Source organism: Haladaptatus rarus (genome assembly GCF_054177585.1).
This window is the reverse complement of sequence record NZ_JBPEHG010000001.1, coordinates 367,789-386,158: the sequence shown is the minus strand read 5'-3', so window position 1 is coordinate 386,158 and position 18,370 is coordinate 367,789. Positions and strand designations below refer to the sequence as shown.

The window sequence follows — 18,370 nt, the reverse complement described above, 5'->3', positions numbered from 1 at the left end:
AGCCCCTTCCCGAAGAAGCCAAAACCAATTATGACGCTGAAAGTCGGCGTTCTCGGCTATCGATTCATGGGCAACGCCCACGCGAACGCACTGGCGCGCCTCCCGATGTTCTTCCCCGACGCACCGGACGTCGAGCGCCACGTTCTCATCGGGCGAGACGAGGACGCACTCGAGGAGGCGGCAGACCGCCTCGGGTTCACCGAGACGAGCACGGACTGGGAGGAAGTCGTCGACGAGGTGGACGTGTTCTACAACCTCGGGCCGAACTTCGTCCACGCGGAGCCCTCCATCGCCGCCCTGAATGCGGGCGTCCCGGTGCTCTGCGAGAAGCCACTCGCGGCCACGCTGGATGACGCGGAGCGCATGGCCGACGCTGCGGAGTCGGCGGGCGTCCACACCGCGACCGCGTTCAACTACCGGTTCATCCCGGCCATCCAGTACGCGAAGGGGCTCATCGACGACGGCGTACTCGGTGACATTCATCACTTCCGCGGGCGCTACCTGCAGGACTGGCTGGTCGACCCCGACGTGCCGTGGTCGTGGCGCAACGACGAGGAACTGGCGGGCAGTGGCGCGCTCGGCGATCTCGGCGCGCACACCATCGACCTCGCGCGATTCCTCGTGGGTGACGTGGAGCGCGTCTCGGGCCACTGCCAGACCTTCGTGGACGAGCGCCCAGTCCCCGACGAAGACGAGACTCGACCGGTCACGGTGGACGACGCCTACTCCGCACAGGCCGAATTGGAAGGGGGCGTCATGGGAACCTTCGAAGCCTCGCGGTTTGCCACGGGGCACAAGAACGACCACTCCATCGAGATTCACGGCTCGGAGGGAAGCCTGAAATTCTCGCTCGAACGCCTCAACGAACTCGAAGTCCTGCGGGGCGACGACCGCGGCTACGAGACGGTGCTCGTGACCGACGAATCAGATCCCTACATCGACCACTGGTGGCCGCCGGGCCACGTCATCGGCTGGGAGCACACCTTCGTCCACGAGAACTACGAGTTCCTCTCGGCGATCGATTCGGGCGAGGAGTATCATCCGAACTTCGCTGATGGGTTGGCGGTTCAACGCACGTTGGACGCCATCGAGAAGAGCGACGAACGCGGTGAGTGGGTGAACGTAGAGTAGGTTAGGTTCTGCGGCGTCAAATCGGGCAGTGCCGGAGTTCAGTACTCCCACGTCCCCTCGTCCGTCACGACGGAATCGAGGAGGTGGGTCGGCGTCGCGTCGTAGGCTGGATTCGCCACCGAAAAGCCCTCGGCTGGTTCTCGAATCACTTCGCTCCCGGAGCGGAAATCGTTCTCGAAGCGGAACGCTTCGCCGACGATCTTCGCGCTGGACCCGATGGTCGTCACGGGAACGCCGACTTCGTTCGCGGTGGTGACGAGGGGGAACGTTCCGACGCGGTTGTAGAGCGTCTCGTCTACGATGCAGTCCATGCCGGTGAACACGCGGTCACACTCCGGCAGGTAGTGGCCCGAGGCGCTATCCACGATGAGCGTCACATCCACGTGGTCGATCTCGCCGAGGACGCGGGCGGTCTTACGCCCGAGATAGCGCGGGCGAGCCTCCATCACGTACACGTCGAGGTACGCCCCTTCCGCGACGGCGTGTTCGACTGCCTCCAGCACCGTCGAGGAGTAATCGTGCGTCATGAACGTCAGGCCGTCCTCGAACAGTGGTGCGGCGTTCTCGGCGGCGCGGCGCTTGGCGGTCACGACCTGTTCGACGACGCTGTCGATGGCTTCCTTCGTCTTCTCTTTCGCCTCCTCGACCGTCTCGCTTTCTGCCTCAGTTACCATCGTCACGATAGCGCGCTGTGTCGTGACGAGCGAGGCGTGGGAGGGATTCGCCCGGCGGAGGGCGTTGCTGTTGTGGTCGAGTGCGCGCTCGTACTCCTCGACCGTCTCGAAATCGCGCTCCAGAAGGTCTTCCAGTGCCCGCGCGGCCTTGACCGCGACGGTCGAGGAGCTGTGTGTCTGCATCTCCTGTATCTCCTCGACTGTCTCGTCTATCATGCGCTAACGGAGTTCGTCAGGATACAAGTTTGTTCTGGGTTTCCGATTCACGAGAGAAGGCCGAGCTTACAGATACGACGCTCGAAGTCGAGGTTGAAGCCGAAATTCCGACCGCGAAGAAAGATACGAAACTCTCGACGAACGACCATCTGACTGAGATAATATTTACAACCCTCCTCGTTATTTTGCAGGTATACTCGTGACCGAACCGCCAGTCACCGCCGAAAAAGCCTACGCATACGTCACCCGCGACGGCGCACAGACCGAACTGCTCGTGTTCGAACACGCCAACCAGGATGTCGGCGTGCAGGTTCCGAAGGGAACCATCGAAGACGGGGAAGACCCCCGCGAGGCAGTCGTCCGGGAAGTCCAAGAGGAGAGTGGATTGACAGAGTTCGAGTCGATCCGCCCGCTGACGACCGACGTGTGGCACCACCACGAGAAGCCGAAAGCCTACCGACGTCACTTCTTCCATCTCGAAGCCGACGTGGGTCGTGACGAGTGGCGACACAGCGTCACCGGCGATGGCGAAGATTACGGCGTCGTCTACAGCTATTACTGGATCTACCCCGGAGCAATCCCCCTCGCACGAGATATGGACGACTATCTCGGTCGACTATCTGACTGATACGGTCAGTCGGTCGAGTACTCGACTGATCAGATTTCGAGGGACTGGCATCGCTCGACCCACTGTTCTTCGAACGTCGAGTTCGTGACCACGCGCCCTGCGAGGTCAGAGATATCGGTCACGCCTTCGTCTTTGCACCACGAGACGCATCGTTCGTACACCGGCATCGAGATGTCGTCTGAATCCCGAACGACGCGAAGTTCTTCGGCACCAGCGAGGTAGGTGACGAACGCGCGGGTGTGGCCATCAGTCAGCATCCAGTCGCCGTCGAGTTTCCGAACTGGAAGCGGGTCGTAGTTGGGCGACTCGAAATCGAACCACTGCGTGACAAGGGACAGCTTCAGCCCGTTCACGTACAACTGGCTGGGTTGTACGTCGGCCAGCGAAACGACGAACGGTTCGGGCACGAGAACACGTCAACGCTTATCCACGAAAACATCATCGGTACACCAATGACCGAATTCACCGAGTTGACACACGACGAGGCGGTCGTCAACGGGGTTCGGCTCCACTACGTCGAATCAGGTTCCGGCCCGCTCGTCGTGCTCCTCCACGGCTTTCCGGAGTTCTGGTACTCGTGGCGCGAACAGATTCCGACGCTCGCCGAGGCGGGTTTCCACGTCGTCGCGCCGGATCTTCGGGGGTACAACGCCTCCGAGAAACCGAGCGAGGTCGAACAGTACCGACTCGACGAACTGGTCGGTGACGTGCTCGGACTCATCGACCGCTTCGACAGGGAGACGGCCTACGTCGTCGGCCACGACTGGGGCGGCGGCATCGCGTGGGAGACAGCAATTCGGCATCCCGAGCGCGTCGACAGACTCGCCATCCTGAACGCACCCCATCTCGGTGCGTTTCGGCGCGAACTCCGCAATCCCGCGCAACTACGACGCTCGTGGTATATGTTCTACTTCCAGCTTCCGTGGCTTCCAGAACGGTTCCTCGCTGCCTGTGACTATCGTCTAGTCGAGGAACTGTTTCGGGAGGGGGCGGAGAATCCCGATGCGTTCAACGAGCGCGACATTCGACGGTACGTCGAAGCCGCCTCCCAACCCGGTGCGCTGACAGCGGCTATCAACTACTATCGGGCGCTGTTCCGCGAACAGGCGCACACCGAACTCCGGACCCTGTTCTACGATCTCTTTCGTGACGACTCGTCTTACCGTTCCGCACGTTCGTTCGAGGTTCGGGTCCCCACGTTGCTGATATGGGGCGAAAACGACACCGCGCTCGAGATCGAATTGACTGAGGGATTGGAGCGGTGGGTGCCGGACATCAGGGTGGAGCGACTGCCGGACGCCAGCCACTGGGTACAAAATGACCGGCCAGAGCGCGTGAACGAACTACTGGTCGAGTTCCTTCGGGAGTAATCCGAGAGCAAGATTCGTCGGTCGAGGTCGACCGGGAGTAGGTTTTTGACCGGTTCCGACCGATGTTCACCTGATGCTGCTCGTGCTGGAAAACGAGGTGAACCCGACGTTCCGCTATTTCGTCCGCGAGATGCGGTCGTACCTCGCGGAGCATACGGTCTACGATTACGTGAACGAAGGGGAACGGCCAACGCTGTCGGGTGTCGATGGCGTCGTCGTCGCCGGGAGCACGGCAGGCGTGTACGAGCGAGACACCTACCCGTGGATGGACGAGGAGGCCGCGCTGGTGCGCCAGTTGGTCGAACGTCGTATTCCCACGCTCGGCGTCTGTTTCGGCCATCAGTTGGTCAATTACGCGCTCGGCGGGACGGTCGAACATCGCGGGCTGACGGCGGAATTGGTCCGTGCAGAACTCGAAGACGATCCGCTGTTCGAAGGAGTGAACCCTGTCGTTCCGGCAGTCCACGGCGACCACGTGACCGAACTCGGCGACGGGATGGAGACTATCGCCTCAACGGAGCACTGCGACCACTTCGCTACTCGGCATCGGGATGCTCCGGTCTGGACGACCCAGTTCCACCCGGAGTTCACGGCGGCGCTTCACCCGCGGATCACGGAGGATTTCGGCTGGCACGAAAACGATCTGTCCTTTGGTGACGTGACTTCGGAACGAGTCTTCGAGAACTTCGTTCGATTGGTGGACGAGGCCTGACCGTTCGTCATGAGCGTCCGTCGAGGGCTATCGTGAGCGTTGCCAGTGGTCGTAGGCGGCGCGAGCTGTCTCCTCGTGGTCTTTGTGCCACACGGGCACGTCCTCGATGTGCCAGTAGCGAACGTCGGTACCTTCGTGAGAGACCTCGATTTCGCCCCCTGTGACCGTACAGAGATAGACGTGAACTACGAGACAATGCGGGCCGTACTCGCCGGGTTTTCGGGTGTTGATCTGAACGAGTTCGTCCGATTCGACCACGAGTCCCGTCTCTTCTCTCGTCTCTCGGATTGCGGTTTCGCGGGGCGACTCGTTCGGGTCGGAGTACCCACACGGAAGACACCACGTGTCGTCGTCTGCACGCAGTTGAAGGAGAATCCGCCCCTCGTCGTCGAAGATTGCCGCGTCTGCACTCACCTTCGGCGTGACGTAGCCGACTTCCTCGGCGAATCGTGCTCGAACGTCTTCGGGCGGCAGATCGACGGAGCGACCGTACCACTCGCTGACCAGCGTCAGGATTCGCTCGTAGCGTTTCTCGTCGTACGGGTCGTCGGCGTACTTCAATCCGACCTGCGCCACGATTCGGAGTTCGTCGAGGAGGGCTTGGAAATCGTCGTCCATGTCGTCGTCCATGTTGTCGGTGAGGGTGCCGTCGATGTCGTCGGAGTCGTCTTCGTCCTCGGTGTCTTCCGTATCGTCGATGTTCGTCATCGTTGAACCGAGAGGACTACTTCGCCGTGCTGACGATCTTGATCACGTCGCCCTCTTCGAGTTCGTAGGAGTCGCTGATGTCGCGGTTCGTCTTCGCGTTCACGGCGTGGAGATAGCCGTCGCCGATGTCGCTGTGGACTGCGTAGGCGAGGTCTGGCGGGGTCGAACCGCGCGGGAGCAAGAACGCGTCCGGGAGGACGTTGCCCTGCCCATCCGTCCACTTCGATTCGTTCTGCACCGGGAAGGCCGTGATCCGGTCGAGCAGGTCGTACACAGCCGAATCGAGGGCGTCCTGTACCCCCGTTCCTCCCCACTCCTGCATGACGCTTCGAATCTGTTCGAGTCCGGCCTGTTGTTGGTCGCTCAGGTCGCCGACCACCTCGAAGTCGTCGTCGCCGGGGTCGTAGTCCACGACGCCCGCCTCGACGCCCTGCCGGAGTGCGAGTTCGCCTTCTGCGGTCGCGGGGATGACGAGTTTGCCCGTCTCGCGGAGCCGTTCGATATTTTCCGGGGGTGCAACGTCGGCCTTGTTGGCGACGAGGATGATGGGCTTGGTTCGAGCGCGGATGTCGCGGGCCAGTGCTTCTCGGTGCTCGTCCGTCCACTGCTGGGGGTCGTCGGGGTAGTCCAGTTCGCGGAGGCTGGCGGCCACTTCGTGTTCGGTCGCGCCGAACCCTGTCAGCATCTCCGCGAGAGCTTCGTCGATGTCGAATCCGGGCGAGCGAGATTGGCGTACGACGCTTTCCCAGTTGCGTTCGATGATTCCCGCGAGCCACTGATCCATCTCCTCCTCGATGAAATCGACCTCTTCGACGGGGTCGTAGCTCCCGACTTCGACGGGTTCGCCCTCCTCGTTCGTGCCGCCGGAGGCGTCCACGACGTTGACGATGGCGTCGGCGTTCGTCAACTCGTCCAGGAACTGGTTGCCGAGTCCCCTGCCTTCGTGTGCGCCCGGCACCAGCCCGGCCACGTCGAGGAGTTCGATGGGGACGTAGCGTTTCCCGTCGTGGCAGTTCTCGTCACCACAGCGTTCGTCGCGTTCGAGACAGGGGCAGTCGGTGCGGACGTAGCTCACCCCGCGATTCGCGTCGATGGTCGTGAAGGGGTAGTTCGCCACGTCCACCTCGGCCAGCGTCGCCGCATTGTAGAAGGTGGACTTCCCGGCGTTGGGTTTGCCCGCCAGTGCGATGGAAATCATGCGTATTCCTATCAGGGTATCGTGGAACTACCTTTCGGTTCTGCAAGACGGCGATGAATCAACAACGAGTAGAATGCCGACCTCGGCTGATGGCAGAACCGCCCGTTTCTGCGTCAGGTGTTTTTACTTGCGAGGGCCTGCCCCACGACCGTGTCGAGTGCACGGCGCATCCGCTCCGAAGCGGCGTTCGAACTGACCCCGATCAAATCGGCCAGTTCCCCGAGTTGAATCTCACGGGGGACATGCCAGTAGCCGTTTTCATGCGCGGTCGCGAGGATGTCGAACTGCTGGCTACTGAGTTCGCCTTCTTCGAGATCCCTACCCGGAATGGTCGGATTGTACAGCGCCTCCAGGTGGAACTGGATATCGTTGTCCTGACAGCGTTGCCGGAACGCGGCCAGCATCGACCGATTCGGGAACTGGAGTCTGAAATGCCACTGGTCGATATCCCCGTCCGCCCGCAGGACTTCAGCGTGACTCTCGATCATCGGGTGGATCAGTTGGTCGATCTCGGTGCTCCACCGGATTTCGAAGAGGTACCGGTCGTCCGCCTCGGTCAGCAGGTCGACCTCCTCGGCCAATGGGTCGTCTCGAATCGTGGATTCGATGTCGGCAGGATTCCCTCCCGCTACCCAGAACAGGGGGATGATTCCCTCGCGCAAGGGAATGACGCGGACGAGTTCGATGTCGATGTCGGGATACTCATCGAGGAGCTTCCCAAGGGCGAATTGGTCGGCCGGAATCGAGATGTCTGTAATCACGGCCATATCACCAGGTATACGCCCCGAGAACAGTTACGTCTGCTGATAGCTATCGCAGCACTGAGACTAAACACCGTTGGTACCGAGGCCATCCTTTTTATGCGGTGTCGTGCGTCGGGGAGCATCGTGCGACGGGTTCCCACGAACGCATCAGCCAGTGGGTGTGGGATGGGAGATGTGCGCCATGTTTTCAGCACGGCTACTGAGACCTATCTCCGCGAGAGGGTTTCAACAACGCCGAATCATCTTTCCAGCCCAAACTCTCCACTGGCTCGGCGGCCACAAAACGCAACCTCGGTGCTGGCGTAGAGGGTGTGCCATGACGGCAGTGAAGATCATCAAAGTGCTCGGCACCTCCGAGGAATCGTGGGAAGACGCCGCACGCGAGGCGGTCGAACAGGCGAGCAAGACCATCGAGGATATCCACGGCATCGAGGTCGAAGACTGGACGGCGAACGTCGAAAACGGCCAGATCGTAGACTACAAGGCGACCGTCGAAGTCGCGTTCCCAGTTCACGAACAGTAGCTCGGGGGAGTGGGATCGGCAGACGAATCGCGCTTCAAAAATTCCATTTTCAAAAATCGCTGTGAACCGTCGCACGCTACGACCAGACGGTTATCGCTACAATTTCACCGCCATCATCACTTCGTCTACGTAGTCGCCGTTGATCTTGTAGTGGTCTGCGCGCACCGCCTCGGTCTCCCAGCCGTGGGCTTCGAGGAAGTCGATGGCGTTCTGGTTGGTCGAAGGCGCGCTCTGGTACACCTTCTCGTAGCCGTTCGAGCCAGCCCACTCCAGGCCGCGTTCGAGGAGGTGACTGCCGATGCCGTGGTTGCGGTACTCGTCCAGTACGCCGACCGTCAACTCGGCGGTGTGACTGAGTTTGTCGAGTTCCGGCGCGTTCAGGTGCACCCAGCCGACGACTTCGTCCTCGACGGTCGCGACGAAGAACATCCGCGATTGGAGTTCGTTGTGCCGGAGGAGCGCCTCCTGGTGGTCGATCTCGTCGGCGACGCTCTCGGCGACGATGTAGGTGCCCTCCTCCGCGACCTGGCGGATGGCACCGACGATGCCGGAGAGGTCTTCCTGCCGAGCAGGGCGGATGATGAAGGCCACGTCCTCGGTGTCGTACTCCTCTTCCGCGCCGGTTTCGAGCGCGACCGTCAGAACACCGTCGTCCTCCGAGATGTAGCCGTCGCGCCGGAGGATGGCGACGTGGTGGCGGAACCCACCCGGATCGATGTGGAGGGTCTTCTGTACCTCGTCGGCGTCGGCGGTACCGTGGCGCTCTACGTATTCGTAGATTCGCTTGCGGTCTTCGTGGCCGAACTCTAGTTTCTCGGAGAACTCCATGATGACTGTTACCACTCGTCGCTACTTATTTTTACCGACGATTCTCGAATGCGGGGAGACGTCGTCTTCCAGTGCGGGTGGTGACGAATACTGCCGAGCTACAGCTCTCTGATCGAGATCGGGGTTGGAAATTCATGCACTCGAATCGGGACGGACGATGGAGGCTATCAGCCTGAAACGAGCGTAGACGGTACCGATGATGAACTGGCAACAGACGCGACTCTCATCCCTGTTCACGCCACTCCTGGCGGAGCAATCCGTACTGAACCATGTCGCGGTGCTCGCCGTCGATGAACATGAACCTGCGACAGCGGCCTTCTTCAATGAACCCGAGCGATTCCAGGAGGCCACGGGAAGCCTCGTTGAAATCGAAAGCTTTCGCACCTACGGCGGGGGTGTCGTACGCCCGGAAGACGTACTCGACGACCAGAGAGACGGCCTCCTTGCCATAGCCCTGGCCGTGAACTTCCGGGACGAGCCAGTAGTCGAGTTCCGGACGTTTGTAGTGCGCATCGACCACACTTACCTGACCGAGCCGCGTCACGTCGTCCTCGTCGGGTTGACCGGGGCTGACGTCGTCTGCTTCGAGACAGACGAGGAACTGGTCGGGGCCATTTTTGTCGTCCGATATCTCGTACTGTTCTCGATTCATGACGGAGTTGCCGAGCAGTGTCCGAATCTCGGGGTTCGCGCCTGCGCGCTGGATGAACGAAATATCCTCCTGTTCGACCGTTCGGAGCGTCACTGGCTCACCGCCCTGCACTCGTGCTCCAGGCATGCGTACAGTGTCAGAGAGCCTCTTCATATTTTTTGGGTGACAGATCGTGCGGACAGAGTATTCCCCCGAAGTCGCAACCGTCGGAACGGTTTTGGATAGTACATTTCAGTACAAATTAGTTGCTTTCAGTACAAACGTTCTGCAGTCCCTGTGCTCGGTGGTTGAATCGTGGTGGCTCGACACGTCTCTGGAACCGTCCGTCGAACCGACTGCTTCCAATCGGATGATATCGTTCCCAGTGGACGACACCGTTCTCCAGCGTACCATCCGCCAGGGTGTCGACGAATCCGCCGGACGATTCTTGTATCATCCCGTCGTTCCAGATGTGGGGGGAAAGTATGGATTACAGTGAGTTCATCGGACAGGCACAGCATCGGATGGAACTGGGAAAACAGGGAAAGGCAGTGCGGGCGATCCGCGCCACACTGACGACGCTCGGTGAGCGATTGCAGGAAGGAGAGGCGACCGACCTCGCTGGCCCGCTCCCGATGGAGATCGACTGGTATCTCGAAAACGCAGACTCGGGTCAGCGGTTCCACTTCGACGAGTTCGTCTCTCGCGTGGCCGAGCGCGAGCACAGCGACCGTCAGAAAGCGATGTTCCACGCGAAGGTCGTCGTCGCGCTCGTGGACGAGGTCGTTCCCGAAGGAGAGATGCGTCAGGTGCGCGCGCAACTGCCGGACGAGTACGACCCACTCTTCGAACTCGTCGGGGCGGAGTTCGACTGACCTCGTCGTCGGCACCGAGTCCAGCCTGAGGGCCTAACCCTGTGCTCGGCGCGTCTCCGGACTCGGTACGTGGGTCAACAACTGCACCGTATCGTGGATGTCGTGGGTCTTCACGACCATCTCCGCAACCTCGCGCACGGTGACGTCCGTCTCGATCTCGTAGCCGTAACACCGCGCATACAGCGCCAGCCAATCGTTGAGCGCCCGTTCGAGTCCGGCCATCTCCGACTCGTCGAACCGGGCGAACTCGCCGGTTCGACCATCGACGTACACCGCGACGACGTCGCCGACACCGTCCCGCAGATACGAGAGCGCCCGTTCTTCGTCCGGCGGGTCGCCGGGGGGTTCGAACGACTCCCGATCCGCCCGAGCGCGGTCTGCGAGGTCGGCGATCCGGTCGCGGTACTCGGTCATCCTTCTCTGAACTCGACGCCTTTGCTCCCGCGTGGATGCTCCCACTCGGTCTCCGCGACGACGGCACAGGTGCCACATTCGACGCAGGGTTGCGTGTCGAGGCTGACGATCCGCTCTTCGTTTCCGTTCGTCTGCACCGTCTCCTCACGGTAACAGCCGCCGCCGAAGTCCTTCGCACTGACCGGGCACGCCGATACGGCGGCGCCGCTGGCTTCGTAGGATTCGTCACGCAGGCGGATATGTGGGTTCCCGACGTCGGTGTCGTAGGTCAGGTCGCCGATGCGGTCGGCGAGGCTCTTCGGTTCGACCTCGTTCTCGTCCGTGACGGGCGTCCCGAGTTCCTCCGCGATGACCGTCGGAAGCGTGACGTAGGGCGTCTTCGTGTCCGGAATCATCGAGGAGAGGAGCGGCGAACTGTACAGACGTTGAAGCTGCCCCTCCACGACGCCCGACCGGAGCACTGCCCGTCCGATCGACGAGGAAAGCAGGCTATCGGCGAGGTTCGCCGCTCGTTCGTTCTCGCCGACCGACCCGACTGCTCGGTACTGTTTCGGGCGGAGTTTGTCCATCACACCCTCGTCTTTCAGCTTCTTCGTGTAGAGTTGGCCCGCTTGCTCGGATTCGCCGCGCATACGCGCTTCCGCGAACGCCTCCGCGGCGAGCGCGCCCGCGGTCACGGCGTGGTTCATCCCCTTGATGATCGGCCCCTGTGCCTGCATCTGCCCGCCCGCGTCGCCGACGAGCACGAGCCGACCGCGATGCGGCGCCGGGTGGGCGACCTTCTTCGAGTCGGGAACGAGTTTCGCGGAGTACTCCACCTCGTTGTAGTGGCCGTTCAACCACTGGCCCAGCAGGGGATGCGTGAGCAGGTTGTCGAGCAGTTCGTGGGGTTCCGCTTCCTCCGCGACGAGACTGTCGAGGTGGAAGACGGTGCCGATAGAGAGCGAATCCTGATTCGTGTAGAGGAAGCCACCGCCCCGGACGCCGTCGAAGAGGTTGCCCGAGAAGAGGTGTGCTTTACCCGTGTCGTCGTCCACGTCGAACCGCTCTTCGATGACGTCTTCGGGCATATCGATGACTGCTTTGACGCCCTGGAACCACTCGTCCGGTTCGTCCCAGTTCATCAGCCCCGCGTCGCGTGCGAGTTCGCTGTTCACACCGTCTGCCGCGACGATGAAGTCCGCCGTGATGGGGTCGAGTTCGTCACTGGTGACGCCGACGATCTGTCCGTTCTCCCGGAGAAGCCCGTTCACTCGGACGCCCGTCAACAGGCCACCACCCGTCTCGCTGGTCATCTCGTGAACTCTGTCGGCGAGCCACGAGTCCATCTCTCGACGGAGGACGGCGTCGCACCATTCCGTGTCGTGGTCGTGGAGTCGGGTGATGTCGAACGATTTCACCTTCTCGTTGGCCACGTTGTGGATGTAGTAGTCCGTGATGGGGCGTTCTGCCGCCTCCTCGCGGAAGTCGGGGAACAACGAGTCGATGGTGTAGGGGGCCGACTCCTCCGCGTAGATGAGCCCACCGGAGACGTTCTTCGACCCGGCTTCGGTACCGCGTTCGAGGACGAGCGTTTCGATTCCGTTTCGTGCGAGCGTCGCGGCCGCTGCGGCCCCGCCGGGGCCTGCGCCGACCACGATGGCTTCGTAGTGTTCGTATTCCTCAGTCATCGTCTATCAGTCATCGTCTTCTGCTACGACCGCGCTCAGTTCGCCCGCCTCGACCGCTTCGGTCAGTCGGGGAAGTACTTCGAAGAGGTCGCCTTCGATGAAGTAATCGCTGAAGTCCTTGATGTCGGCCTCAGGGTCGGTGTTGATGGAGATAATGGTCTCGGATTCGTCCACCCCGACCTTGTGCTGGATCGCGCCGCTGATACCCGCCGCGATGTAGAGCGGTGGTTGCACGACCTGTCCCGTCTCACCGAGCTGGCGCTCTTCCGTGACGTACTGTTCGACGTGCCCCTCGACGCTGTACGAGGCAGTGACGACACCACGTGACAGCCCGAAGTCGGCGTCGTCGAAGGCATCCACGAGGTCGAGTGCGAGTTCGATTCCCTTCGTCGGATCGTCGCCGATTCCGCGTCCGACGGCGACGATGACCTCTCGGCCAGTCAGATCGACGCCCGTATCGAGTACGTCCCAGTCGGAGACCTCGACGCGGAACCAGTCGTCTGGGAGGTCGATGTCGTGAGAGACGACCTCGCCCTCGCGGCTCGGGTCGGCCTCCATCTGGTCGAAACTGCCAGGAATCACGGAACACCCTTGCGGGTGGAACTCCCGGTCGGGGTTGTCGATACAGAGGATGGTCGAATACTCGAACCCGGAGAAGTCCGGGCGCTTCATGTGCAAGATTCGCTCGAACTCGACCTTCTCACCGGGGGTGCCAGTCTTTACTGGGTTGCTGATGAGTTCGTCGGTGATGGTGAGTCCCGAACAGTCGCTTGCGAGTCCGGAGTCGAGTTCTCCCTGTACCTGTGCGGAGAGGTCGCGCCCGTTGTTCGTCGCCGGGAACAGGAAGTATCGAGGCTTGTCGTAGTCCTTCCAGTCGGTCTCGGTACGAGCCATGTCCGCGACGATCTCCGTGTACGGCTTGTGGCGGAACCGCTTCAGTCGGTCGTCGTCGTGGTACACCGCTACGTCGGCACCGAGCGTGATACATTCCTCTGCGAGTTCGCGCATGTCGTCGCCGACGAGGACGGCCACGACGCGCTCGTCGCCACCGTATGTCTCGTCGTATCCATCCATCAGTTCCCGGGCCTTGCCGAGCATCTCCTTCGACACGTCGAGGAGTTCGCCGCCCTGTGTCTCACAGTAGACCCACATATCACGGTAGACGCCGTCTTCCAGCGCCCTGACGTGCTTTTTGTCCGCAGTGGGGTGGGTGAGTCCGTCGTCTTCTTCCTCTTCTGCTTCTTCGTCTTCAGTTTCCGCTGCTTCCTCGGCGGTCTCCTCGGCCTCATCGGGGTCTTCGACGTCGTCTTCGGTCGATTCGTACTCCCCTTCGGTCTCCGTGTCCGCTGTGGCTTCGCCCTCCGTTTCCTCCTGGAGTTCGTCGATTCGAGCCTGGATGACCTCTTTCGCCGTCGATCGGTCTTTGCCTTCCTCCTCGCTGGCGAGGAGGTCGTCCAGTGCACCGGGGTCTTCGACGGTCTGCACGTCGTCTTCTATCTCTTCGACGGTTCGCTCACCGGGGTCGATATCCGTCATGGTCAGTCACCCTCCGCATACGGCCGCATCGTTTCGAGCACTTCGGACATCGCTCCCTCGTCGTCGGGCGTGACCATCGTTGCTTCCCGTTCCGCCGGTGCTTTCGGGATCGGATCGACAGATGAAACGATGGTCGGCGATCCGTCCAGACCGATGTACTCCGGGTCGAGATTGAGTGCCGCGTGATCCCACGTCGTCAAGTGGTCTTCGTACTCCTCGGCGCGCTCTTCCGTCTCGGCTTTCAGTTGTTTGCGCCGGAGTCGGTGAGCCGCCTTCCGATACGACGACTCGTATTCGGGGTCGGTCACGATGAACGCCGGAAGTGGCGCTTCGACGGTCTCTATCTCGTCTACGTCGGCTTCGACGAGGCGTTTCGCACGGACACGACCTGCCTCTTCGTCCACTTCCAGTGCGATGACGTGCGTGATGATGGGGTAGTCGAGACACCACGCCGTCTGGGGGCCGGTCTGGCCCGTCTCCCCGTCTGCGGTCTTGAATCCCGCGAACACGAGGTCTGGTTCACCGATCTTCTCGATACCTGCCGAGAGGGTGATCGCGGTCGCCCACGTGTCCGCGGCAGCCATCTCGCGGTCGGAGAGGAGATAGAGGTCGTCGGCGTAGACGGTCATCGCCTCCCGAAGTACGTCGCTGTAGCCCGGTGGTCCCATGCTCATCGCACTTACCTGCCCTCCGTGTTTCACCTTCGTCTGGAGGGCGGCCTGAAGCGCAAACCGGTCGTTCGGGTTCATCACCGTCGGCGTCTTCCCGCGCTCCAGATGCCCATCCTCGTCGAACGACACCTGTCCCTCACGGAAGTCCGGGACGCCCTTCGTCAACACGACGGAGTGCATCGGTACCCCCTGCCATGAATGTATTTGGTTTGCATACGTCACTTCGTACCATTCCCTCAGACGTTATTATACTGTCGGGGAACCAACAGAGAACCGACATACGAACGTGTCGAGTTCTGTAGCAGACAGCTTTCGCACGAACTGAGACGCCGAGGAAACCTATCAATAATTATGCCTGTGGTGCAGGCCCGTCTGACGTATTCCGCTCGCGTTGGTGGGTCGTATCGACCGATTCGTCCGAACCGTTCGCCTCGTTTTCACTTTCAGTCTCGGCTTCCTGTCGGGTTTCGCCCCCCCGTTCAGCTTCAACCCCACCTTCAGCCTCGTCTCCCTGTTCCGTCTCGCCCGTCGGTTTCCGGTTCTCCGTCCGGATCATCGTCATCTCGCCGCGAGCGCGCATCGTCCCGTCGGCGGTGGCGTTCTCGTGGAATTCGAGGTCGGTACAGGAGACGTCACCGAGCACTTCCGCACCGTCTTCGAGGACGACGGTCCCGTTCCTGGTGGTCACGTCGCCGTGGATGCGCGTGTCGGAGCCGACGACGATGTCGCCTCGCGCGCGAAGACTCCCGAACAGTTCGGTGTCGGCACCCATCGCGATCTCCTCGGCGCGGATGTTTCCGTGCAGGCGACAGTCGTCGCCGATGGTCGCTGGCGTCGAAACCCGCCACGCGTCGTCGCTGACGTGAGCGTTTCGCGGGATGACCGCTGGGTCGGCTTCGGTCTCCTCTAACACCTCGTCGATGACGTTCTGGGCGGCATCCTCCTCACCGAGTCGGAGCAGCTGCGAGAGGTAGACGAACAGGAAGACGACGGTCGGCATTGGATTGCGGATGACGATCCAGCCGTTCGTCTCGAACCCCTCGTCTATCTGCACGTCGTCGCCGATGTCGAGATCGCCACTGACCATCAGTCGTCCGGAGACGTGGACGCGCTCACCGAGGTAGGCGTCCTGCCCGACGAGCACGTCGCCGTCCACGTCGCTCCAGAGGTCGAGACGACAGTCCGCCTCGGCTTCGATGTGTCCGCCGAAGGTCGCCCGCTCACCCGCGATGACGTTGTTCCCGCGAACGCCGAACTCCACGGTGCTCTGTGCGCCGACGATGATGTCACCGTCGGTCACGAGGTCGTGTTCTTCGACGGTCGTTCCGTCGGGAATCGAAAGTTCATCGAGAGGGTCGGAGCGGAGCGGCACACATCTTACCAGCGAGTCACTGGTAATAAATCCTCCCGAGAGTGTCTGACGAGCGTCTGCCGTTTGCCGCGTCGCGTTCTATAGCTTTTTTATTCGGTCGTGGCGAACGATGGAGCATGACTACGCTTTCCTTCGACGACGAGGGTGTCGATGTCGTGTACGAGGGTACCGAATTTCGGCTCTCGAAAGACCTCATCGAGGACGCCACGCAGAAATCCTACTTCGACGTGACCGACCACGAGGTGCTCAAACTCGTCGAGAAGAACCCCTCGCTCAGCGGGCAGGCCCGTCGGATCGGCGACATCATCCGGTAGCGTTTTGGGGTACGAATCGAAACGTCGGGTATGAACCTCCCAGCCGACTTCGACCATCCGTCGTGGATGACCGCGGCGAGTACGGCGGCGTCCTACCTGCTCGTGCTCGCGGTCATGACCGTCCTGCTGTTCGGCGTTCCGTATCTCATCTTCACCGCGTTGTAGCAGGATTCGGGTTCGAAGACGAGATCTGTCGAATCTGCTTTCAGTCGAGAGTTACGAGAGAGGCTTGTACTATTTCCTACTGATTTGTACTGAAATGTACTGCGAAAACGGAGAGCAATCCCGTTCGAAAATCGCTGTCGCTGGTCATCGGAGAGAGTGACGTATCGAGTACGCCGATTCTAAATCTGCGAATGCAAAAACGCGAACGCAGAGATCGGAATGTGGAAGACGAACGCTCAGGCGAACGTCTTGGAGACTTCGTCGTCTTCTTCTTCAGCCTCGATCTTCTCGCGCGCGTCGAGGAAGTCCTGCATCCGAATCTCTGTCCGGTCGTCGCGGATCGCGAACATCCCGGCTTCCGTACAGATCGCCTTGATGTCTGCCCCGCTGGAGGCATTCGTATCGGTGGCGAGTTTCGCGTAATCCACGTCGTCGGCGATGTTCATGTCGCGGGTGTGGATGCGGAAGATCTGTTCGCGGCCCTCCTCGTCGGGGTTCGGCACCTCGATGAGGCGGTCGAAGCGACCTGGGCGCAAGATTGCGCGGTCGAGCATGTCGAAGCGGTTGGTCGCGGCGATGATGCGGATCTCGCCGCGGTCTTCGAAGCCGTCCATCTCGGACAGGAGTTGCATCATCGTGCGCTGCACCTCGGCGTCACCCGACGTCTTCGAGTCGGTGCGCTTCGACGCGATGGCGTCGATCTCGTCGATGAAGAGAACGGCGGGTTCGTGGTCGCGAGCGACCTGGAAGAGGTCACGAACCAGCTTCGCACCTTCGCCGATGAACTTGTGGACGAGTTCCGACCCGGCCATCTTGATGAACGTGGCGTCGGTCTGGTTGGCGACCGCCTTCGCCAGCATCGTCTTCCCGGTGCCAGGCGGGCCGTAGAGGAGGACACCGCTCGGCGGTTCGATACCGACTTCTTCGAACATGCCGGGGTTCTCCAGCGGCATCTCGACCGTCTCGCGGACTTCGTTCATCTGCTCTTCGAGTCCACCGATGTCCGTGTAGGTCACATCGGGACTCTTCGTGACCTGCATCACACGGGCGCGCACGTCGGTCTCATCGTCGAGCGTCTTTACGATAGAGAGAGAGTTGTTCACGGCGACACGCGAATCGGGTTCGATCTCGGCCCGCATCTCGTCGGTCACTTCGGTAACGGCCTCTTGATTGTTACCGTGCTGTTTGATGATGACGCCCTCGTTCGTGAGTTCCTGAACGGTAGCGACGAACAGCGGCGACTGTTTCAGTTTCTTGTTCTCGTGGGTGAGTCGCTCTAATTTCTGCTGATACTTGTTGTTCTCTGCGTTCGCGTCGAGTAGCTTGTCCCGCATCTCTTCGTTCTGAGATTCGAGGACTTCGAGGCGTTCTTGGAGTGCCTCTATTTTTTCCTGTTGGGACGTGCTCTCCTCGTCGTAGGGGAGATCAACGTCTTCCACAGTGTCGGTCATCAGTACCGGATAAGTGCCTGTCTCTTAAGAGGCTTCGGGTGACCGACCTTTTCGCCCACATCTGTCCACCTACATCTCAATTCCCAAGAGTAATATTTTGGAATGGGAAATATTATTAGTCTGTATTCGAAATGGGTGATTGATGAGTGCCCCAGAGCTATCACAGTCGAACGAGACCCGGTTGCGGGACGCGGATTCGTCGGAAACCATCCGCGACCTTCCGCCTAGCGCGAAGCTAGTCGCAAAAGTGCTCGAATACAACCAGACCATGACCCAGAGCGAACTCGCGGAAGAGACGCTCCTCCCCCCGCGGACGGTTCGCTACGCGTTGAACCGCCTCGAAGACGAAGATCTCGTCGACTCGCGGTTTTCGTTCTCCGACGCTCGGAAGCGTCTCTACACGCTCGACCTCGAATAGATCGACGATGACTCTCCGTTACCTGTCCGAACATTTATAAACTGGAACGCGACCAATCGCGGTCGTGTTCCCCAAGGCCGCTCGAATCGTTCGCTTCTTTT

23 protein-coding genes are annotated in these 18,370 nt (G+C 61.0%); 9 read left to right on the top strand and 14 right to left on the bottom strand.

Annotation, left to right across the window (positions count from 1 at the left end):
* Positions 1 to 30: 30 nt before the first annotated feature.
* Positions 31 to 1,131: a Gfo/Idh/MocA family protein gene (locus tag ACR3FE_RS02105; protein ID WP_458205045.1), complete on the top strand. Its 1,101-nt coding sequence runs from the start codon at positions 31 to 33 to the stop codon at positions 1,129 to 1,131.
* 38 nt (positions 1,132 to 1,169) lie between these two features.
* Here the strand turns inward: ACR3FE_RS02105 and ACR3FE_RS02100 are convergent, their stop codons facing one another.
* On the bottom strand, positions 1,170 to 2,021 hold the full coding sequence (locus tag ACR3FE_RS02100; protein ID WP_458205044.1) for an eIF2B alpha/beta/delta subunit family protein: 852 nt from the start codon (positions 2,019 to 2,021) through the stop codon (positions 1,170 to 1,172).
* A gap of 199 nt (positions 2,022 to 2,220) precedes the next feature.
* Here ACR3FE_RS02100 and ACR3FE_RS02095 point away from each other — a divergent pair, with 199 nt between their 5' ends.
* Entirely contained in the window at positions 2,221 to 2,649 is a 429-nt protein-coding gene (locus ACR3FE_RS02095) for an NUDIX hydrolase (protein ID WP_458205042.1), read from the top strand.
* Positions 2,650 to 2,678: 29 nt separating this feature from the next.
* Here ACR3FE_RS02095 and ACR3FE_RS02090 read toward each other — a convergent pair whose 3' ends face one another.
* A complete protein-coding gene (locus ACR3FE_RS02090; RefSeq protein WP_458205041.1) occupies positions 2,679 to 3,056 on the bottom strand; it encodes a histone acetyltransferase in 378 nt (125 codons plus the stop codon).
* Between the two features lie 45 nt (positions 3,057 to 3,101).
* Here ACR3FE_RS02090 and ACR3FE_RS02085 point away from each other — a divergent pair, with 45 nt between their 5' ends.
* Complete coding sequence (locus tag ACR3FE_RS02085; RefSeq protein WP_458205039.1) at positions 3,102 to 4,019, top strand: alpha/beta fold hydrolase; 918 nt, start codon at positions 3,102 to 3,104, stop codon at positions 4,017 to 4,019.
* A gap of 73 nt (positions 4,020 to 4,092) precedes the next feature.
* Positions 4,093 to 4,731, top strand: a complete 639-nt coding sequence (locus tag ACR3FE_RS02080; RefSeq protein WP_458205038.1) for a type 1 glutamine amidotransferase — start codon at positions 4,093 to 4,095, stop codon at positions 4,729 to 4,731.
* A 27-nt stretch (positions 4,732 to 4,758) separates the two neighbouring features.
* On the opposite strand, the gene ACR3FE_RS02075 is transcribed toward ACR3FE_RS02080, so the two are convergent.
* The 3 genes from ACR3FE_RS02075 to ACR3FE_RS02065 form a co-directional block, all read right to left on the bottom strand.
* Positions 4,759 to 5,439, bottom strand: a complete 681-nt coding sequence (locus ACR3FE_RS02075; protein ID WP_458205037.1) for an NUDIX hydrolase N-terminal domain-containing protein — start codon at positions 5,437 to 5,439, stop codon at positions 4,759 to 4,761.
* A 16-nt stretch (positions 5,440 to 5,455) separates the two neighbouring features.
* Entirely contained in the window at positions 5,456 to 6,637 is a 1,182-nt protein-coding gene (locus tag ACR3FE_RS02070) for a redox-regulated ATPase YchF (RefSeq protein WP_458205035.1), read from the bottom strand.
* A gap of 113 nt (positions 6,638 to 6,750) precedes the next feature.
* On the bottom strand, positions 6,751 to 7,404 hold the full coding sequence (locus ACR3FE_RS02065; protein WP_458205033.1) for a helix-turn-helix domain-containing protein: 654 nt from the start codon (positions 7,402 to 7,404) through the stop codon (positions 6,751 to 6,753).
* A gap of 313 nt (positions 7,405 to 7,717) precedes the next feature.
* On the opposite strand from ACR3FE_RS02065, the gene ACR3FE_RS02060 reads away from it, so the two are divergent.
* Complete coding sequence (locus ACR3FE_RS02060) at positions 7,718 to 7,924, top strand: dodecin family protein (RefSeq protein ID WP_458205032.1); 207 nt, start codon at positions 7,718 to 7,720, stop codon at positions 7,922 to 7,924.
* A gap of 96 nt (positions 7,925 to 8,020) precedes the next feature.
* Here the strand turns inward: ACR3FE_RS02060 and ACR3FE_RS02055 are convergent, their stop codons facing one another.
* From ACR3FE_RS02055 to ACR3FE_RS02045, 3 genes are all read right to left on the bottom strand, one after another.
* Complete coding sequence (locus ACR3FE_RS02055) at positions 8,021 to 8,752, bottom strand: GNAT family N-acetyltransferase (protein WP_458205031.1); 732 nt, start codon at positions 8,750 to 8,752, stop codon at positions 8,021 to 8,023.
* 223 nt (positions 8,753 to 8,975) lie between these two features.
* Positions 8,976 to 9,530 (bottom strand): GNAT family N-acetyltransferase, encoded by a 555-nt coding sequence (locus ACR3FE_RS02050; RefSeq protein WP_458205030.1) that lies wholly within the window; start codon positions 9,528 to 9,530, stop codon positions 8,976 to 8,978.
* Positions 9,531 to 9,645: 115 nt separating this feature from the next.
* The gene (locus tag ACR3FE_RS02045; protein ID WP_458205029.1) at positions 9,646 to 9,840 is read right to left on the bottom strand and encodes a hypothetical protein; all 195 of its coding nucleotides are present in this window, start codon (positions 9,838 to 9,840) and stop codon (positions 9,646 to 9,648) included.
* A 28-nt stretch (positions 9,841 to 9,868) separates the two neighbouring features.
* Here ACR3FE_RS02045 and ACR3FE_RS02040 point away from each other — a divergent pair, with 28 nt between their 5' ends.
* The gene (locus tag ACR3FE_RS02040; protein WP_458205027.1) at positions 9,869 to 10,258 is read left to right on the top strand and encodes a DUF2267 domain-containing protein; all 390 of its coding nucleotides are present in this window, start codon (positions 9,869 to 9,871) and stop codon (positions 10,256 to 10,258) included.
* Between the two features lie 33 nt (positions 10,259 to 10,291).
* On the opposite strand, the gene ACR3FE_RS02035 is transcribed toward ACR3FE_RS02040, so the two are convergent.
* The 5 genes from ACR3FE_RS02035 to ACR3FE_RS02015 form a co-directional block, all read right to left on the bottom strand.
* The gene (locus ACR3FE_RS02035; protein WP_458205025.1) at positions 10,292 to 10,672 is read right to left on the bottom strand and encodes a DUF8055 family protein; all 381 of its coding nucleotides are present in this window, start codon (positions 10,670 to 10,672) and stop codon (positions 10,292 to 10,294) included.
* Entirely contained in the window at positions 10,669 to 12,342 is a 1,674-nt protein-coding gene (locus ACR3FE_RS02030) for an FAD-dependent monooxygenase (RefSeq protein WP_458205024.1), read from the bottom strand. Before ACR3FE_RS02030 ends, ACR3FE_RS02035 begins: the two co-directional genes overlap by 4 nt.
* Positions 12,343 to 12,348: 6 nt before the next feature.
* On the bottom strand, positions 12,349 to 13,878 hold the full coding sequence (locus tag ACR3FE_RS02025; RefSeq protein WP_458205022.1) for an electron transfer flavoprotein subunit alpha/FixB family protein: 1,530 nt from the start codon (positions 13,876 to 13,878) through the stop codon (positions 12,349 to 12,351).
* 2 nt (positions 13,879 to 13,880) lie between these two features.
* On the bottom strand, positions 13,881 to 14,729 hold the full coding sequence (locus ACR3FE_RS02020; protein WP_458205020.1) for an electron transfer flavoprotein subunit beta/FixA family protein: 849 nt from the start codon (positions 14,727 to 14,729) through the stop codon (positions 13,881 to 13,883).
* Positions 14,730 to 14,898: 169 nt separating this feature from the next.
* A complete protein-coding gene (locus tag ACR3FE_RS02015; RefSeq protein WP_458205018.1) occupies positions 14,899 to 15,921 on the bottom strand; it encodes a polymer-forming cytoskeletal protein in 1,023 nt (340 codons plus the stop codon).
* Between the two features lie 116 nt (positions 15,922 to 16,037).
* Here ACR3FE_RS02015 and ACR3FE_RS02010 point away from each other — a divergent pair, with 116 nt between their 5' ends.
* Together ACR3FE_RS02010 and ACR3FE_RS02005 are read left to right on the top strand one after the other, a co-directional pair.
* A complete protein-coding gene (locus ACR3FE_RS02010) occupies positions 16,038 to 16,235 on the top strand; it encodes a DUF5800 family protein (RefSeq protein WP_458205016.1) in 198 nt (65 codons plus the stop codon).
* 30 nt (positions 16,236 to 16,265) lie between these two features.
* Positions 16,266 to 16,400 (top strand): hypothetical protein, encoded by a 135-nt coding sequence (locus tag ACR3FE_RS02005; protein ID WP_458205014.1) that lies wholly within the window; start codon positions 16,266 to 16,268, stop codon positions 16,398 to 16,400.
* A 236-nt stretch (positions 16,401 to 16,636) separates the two neighbouring features.
* Here the strand turns inward: ACR3FE_RS02005 and pan1 are convergent, their stop codons facing one another.
* On the bottom strand, positions 16,637 to 17,851 hold the full coding sequence (pan1, locus tag ACR3FE_RS02000; protein WP_458205012.1) for a proteasome-activating nucleotidase Pan1: 1,215 nt from the start codon (positions 17,849 to 17,851) through the stop codon (positions 16,637 to 16,639).
* A 142-nt stretch (positions 17,852 to 17,993) separates the two neighbouring features.
* Here pan1 and ACR3FE_RS01995 point away from each other — a divergent pair, with 142 nt between their 5' ends.
* Positions 17,994 to 18,269: a MarR family transcriptional regulator gene (locus ACR3FE_RS01995; RefSeq protein WP_458205010.1), complete on the top strand. Its 276-nt coding sequence runs from the start codon at positions 17,994 to 17,996 to the stop codon at positions 18,267 to 18,269.
* The last annotated feature ends 101 nt before the right edge of the window (positions 18,270 to 18,370 follow it).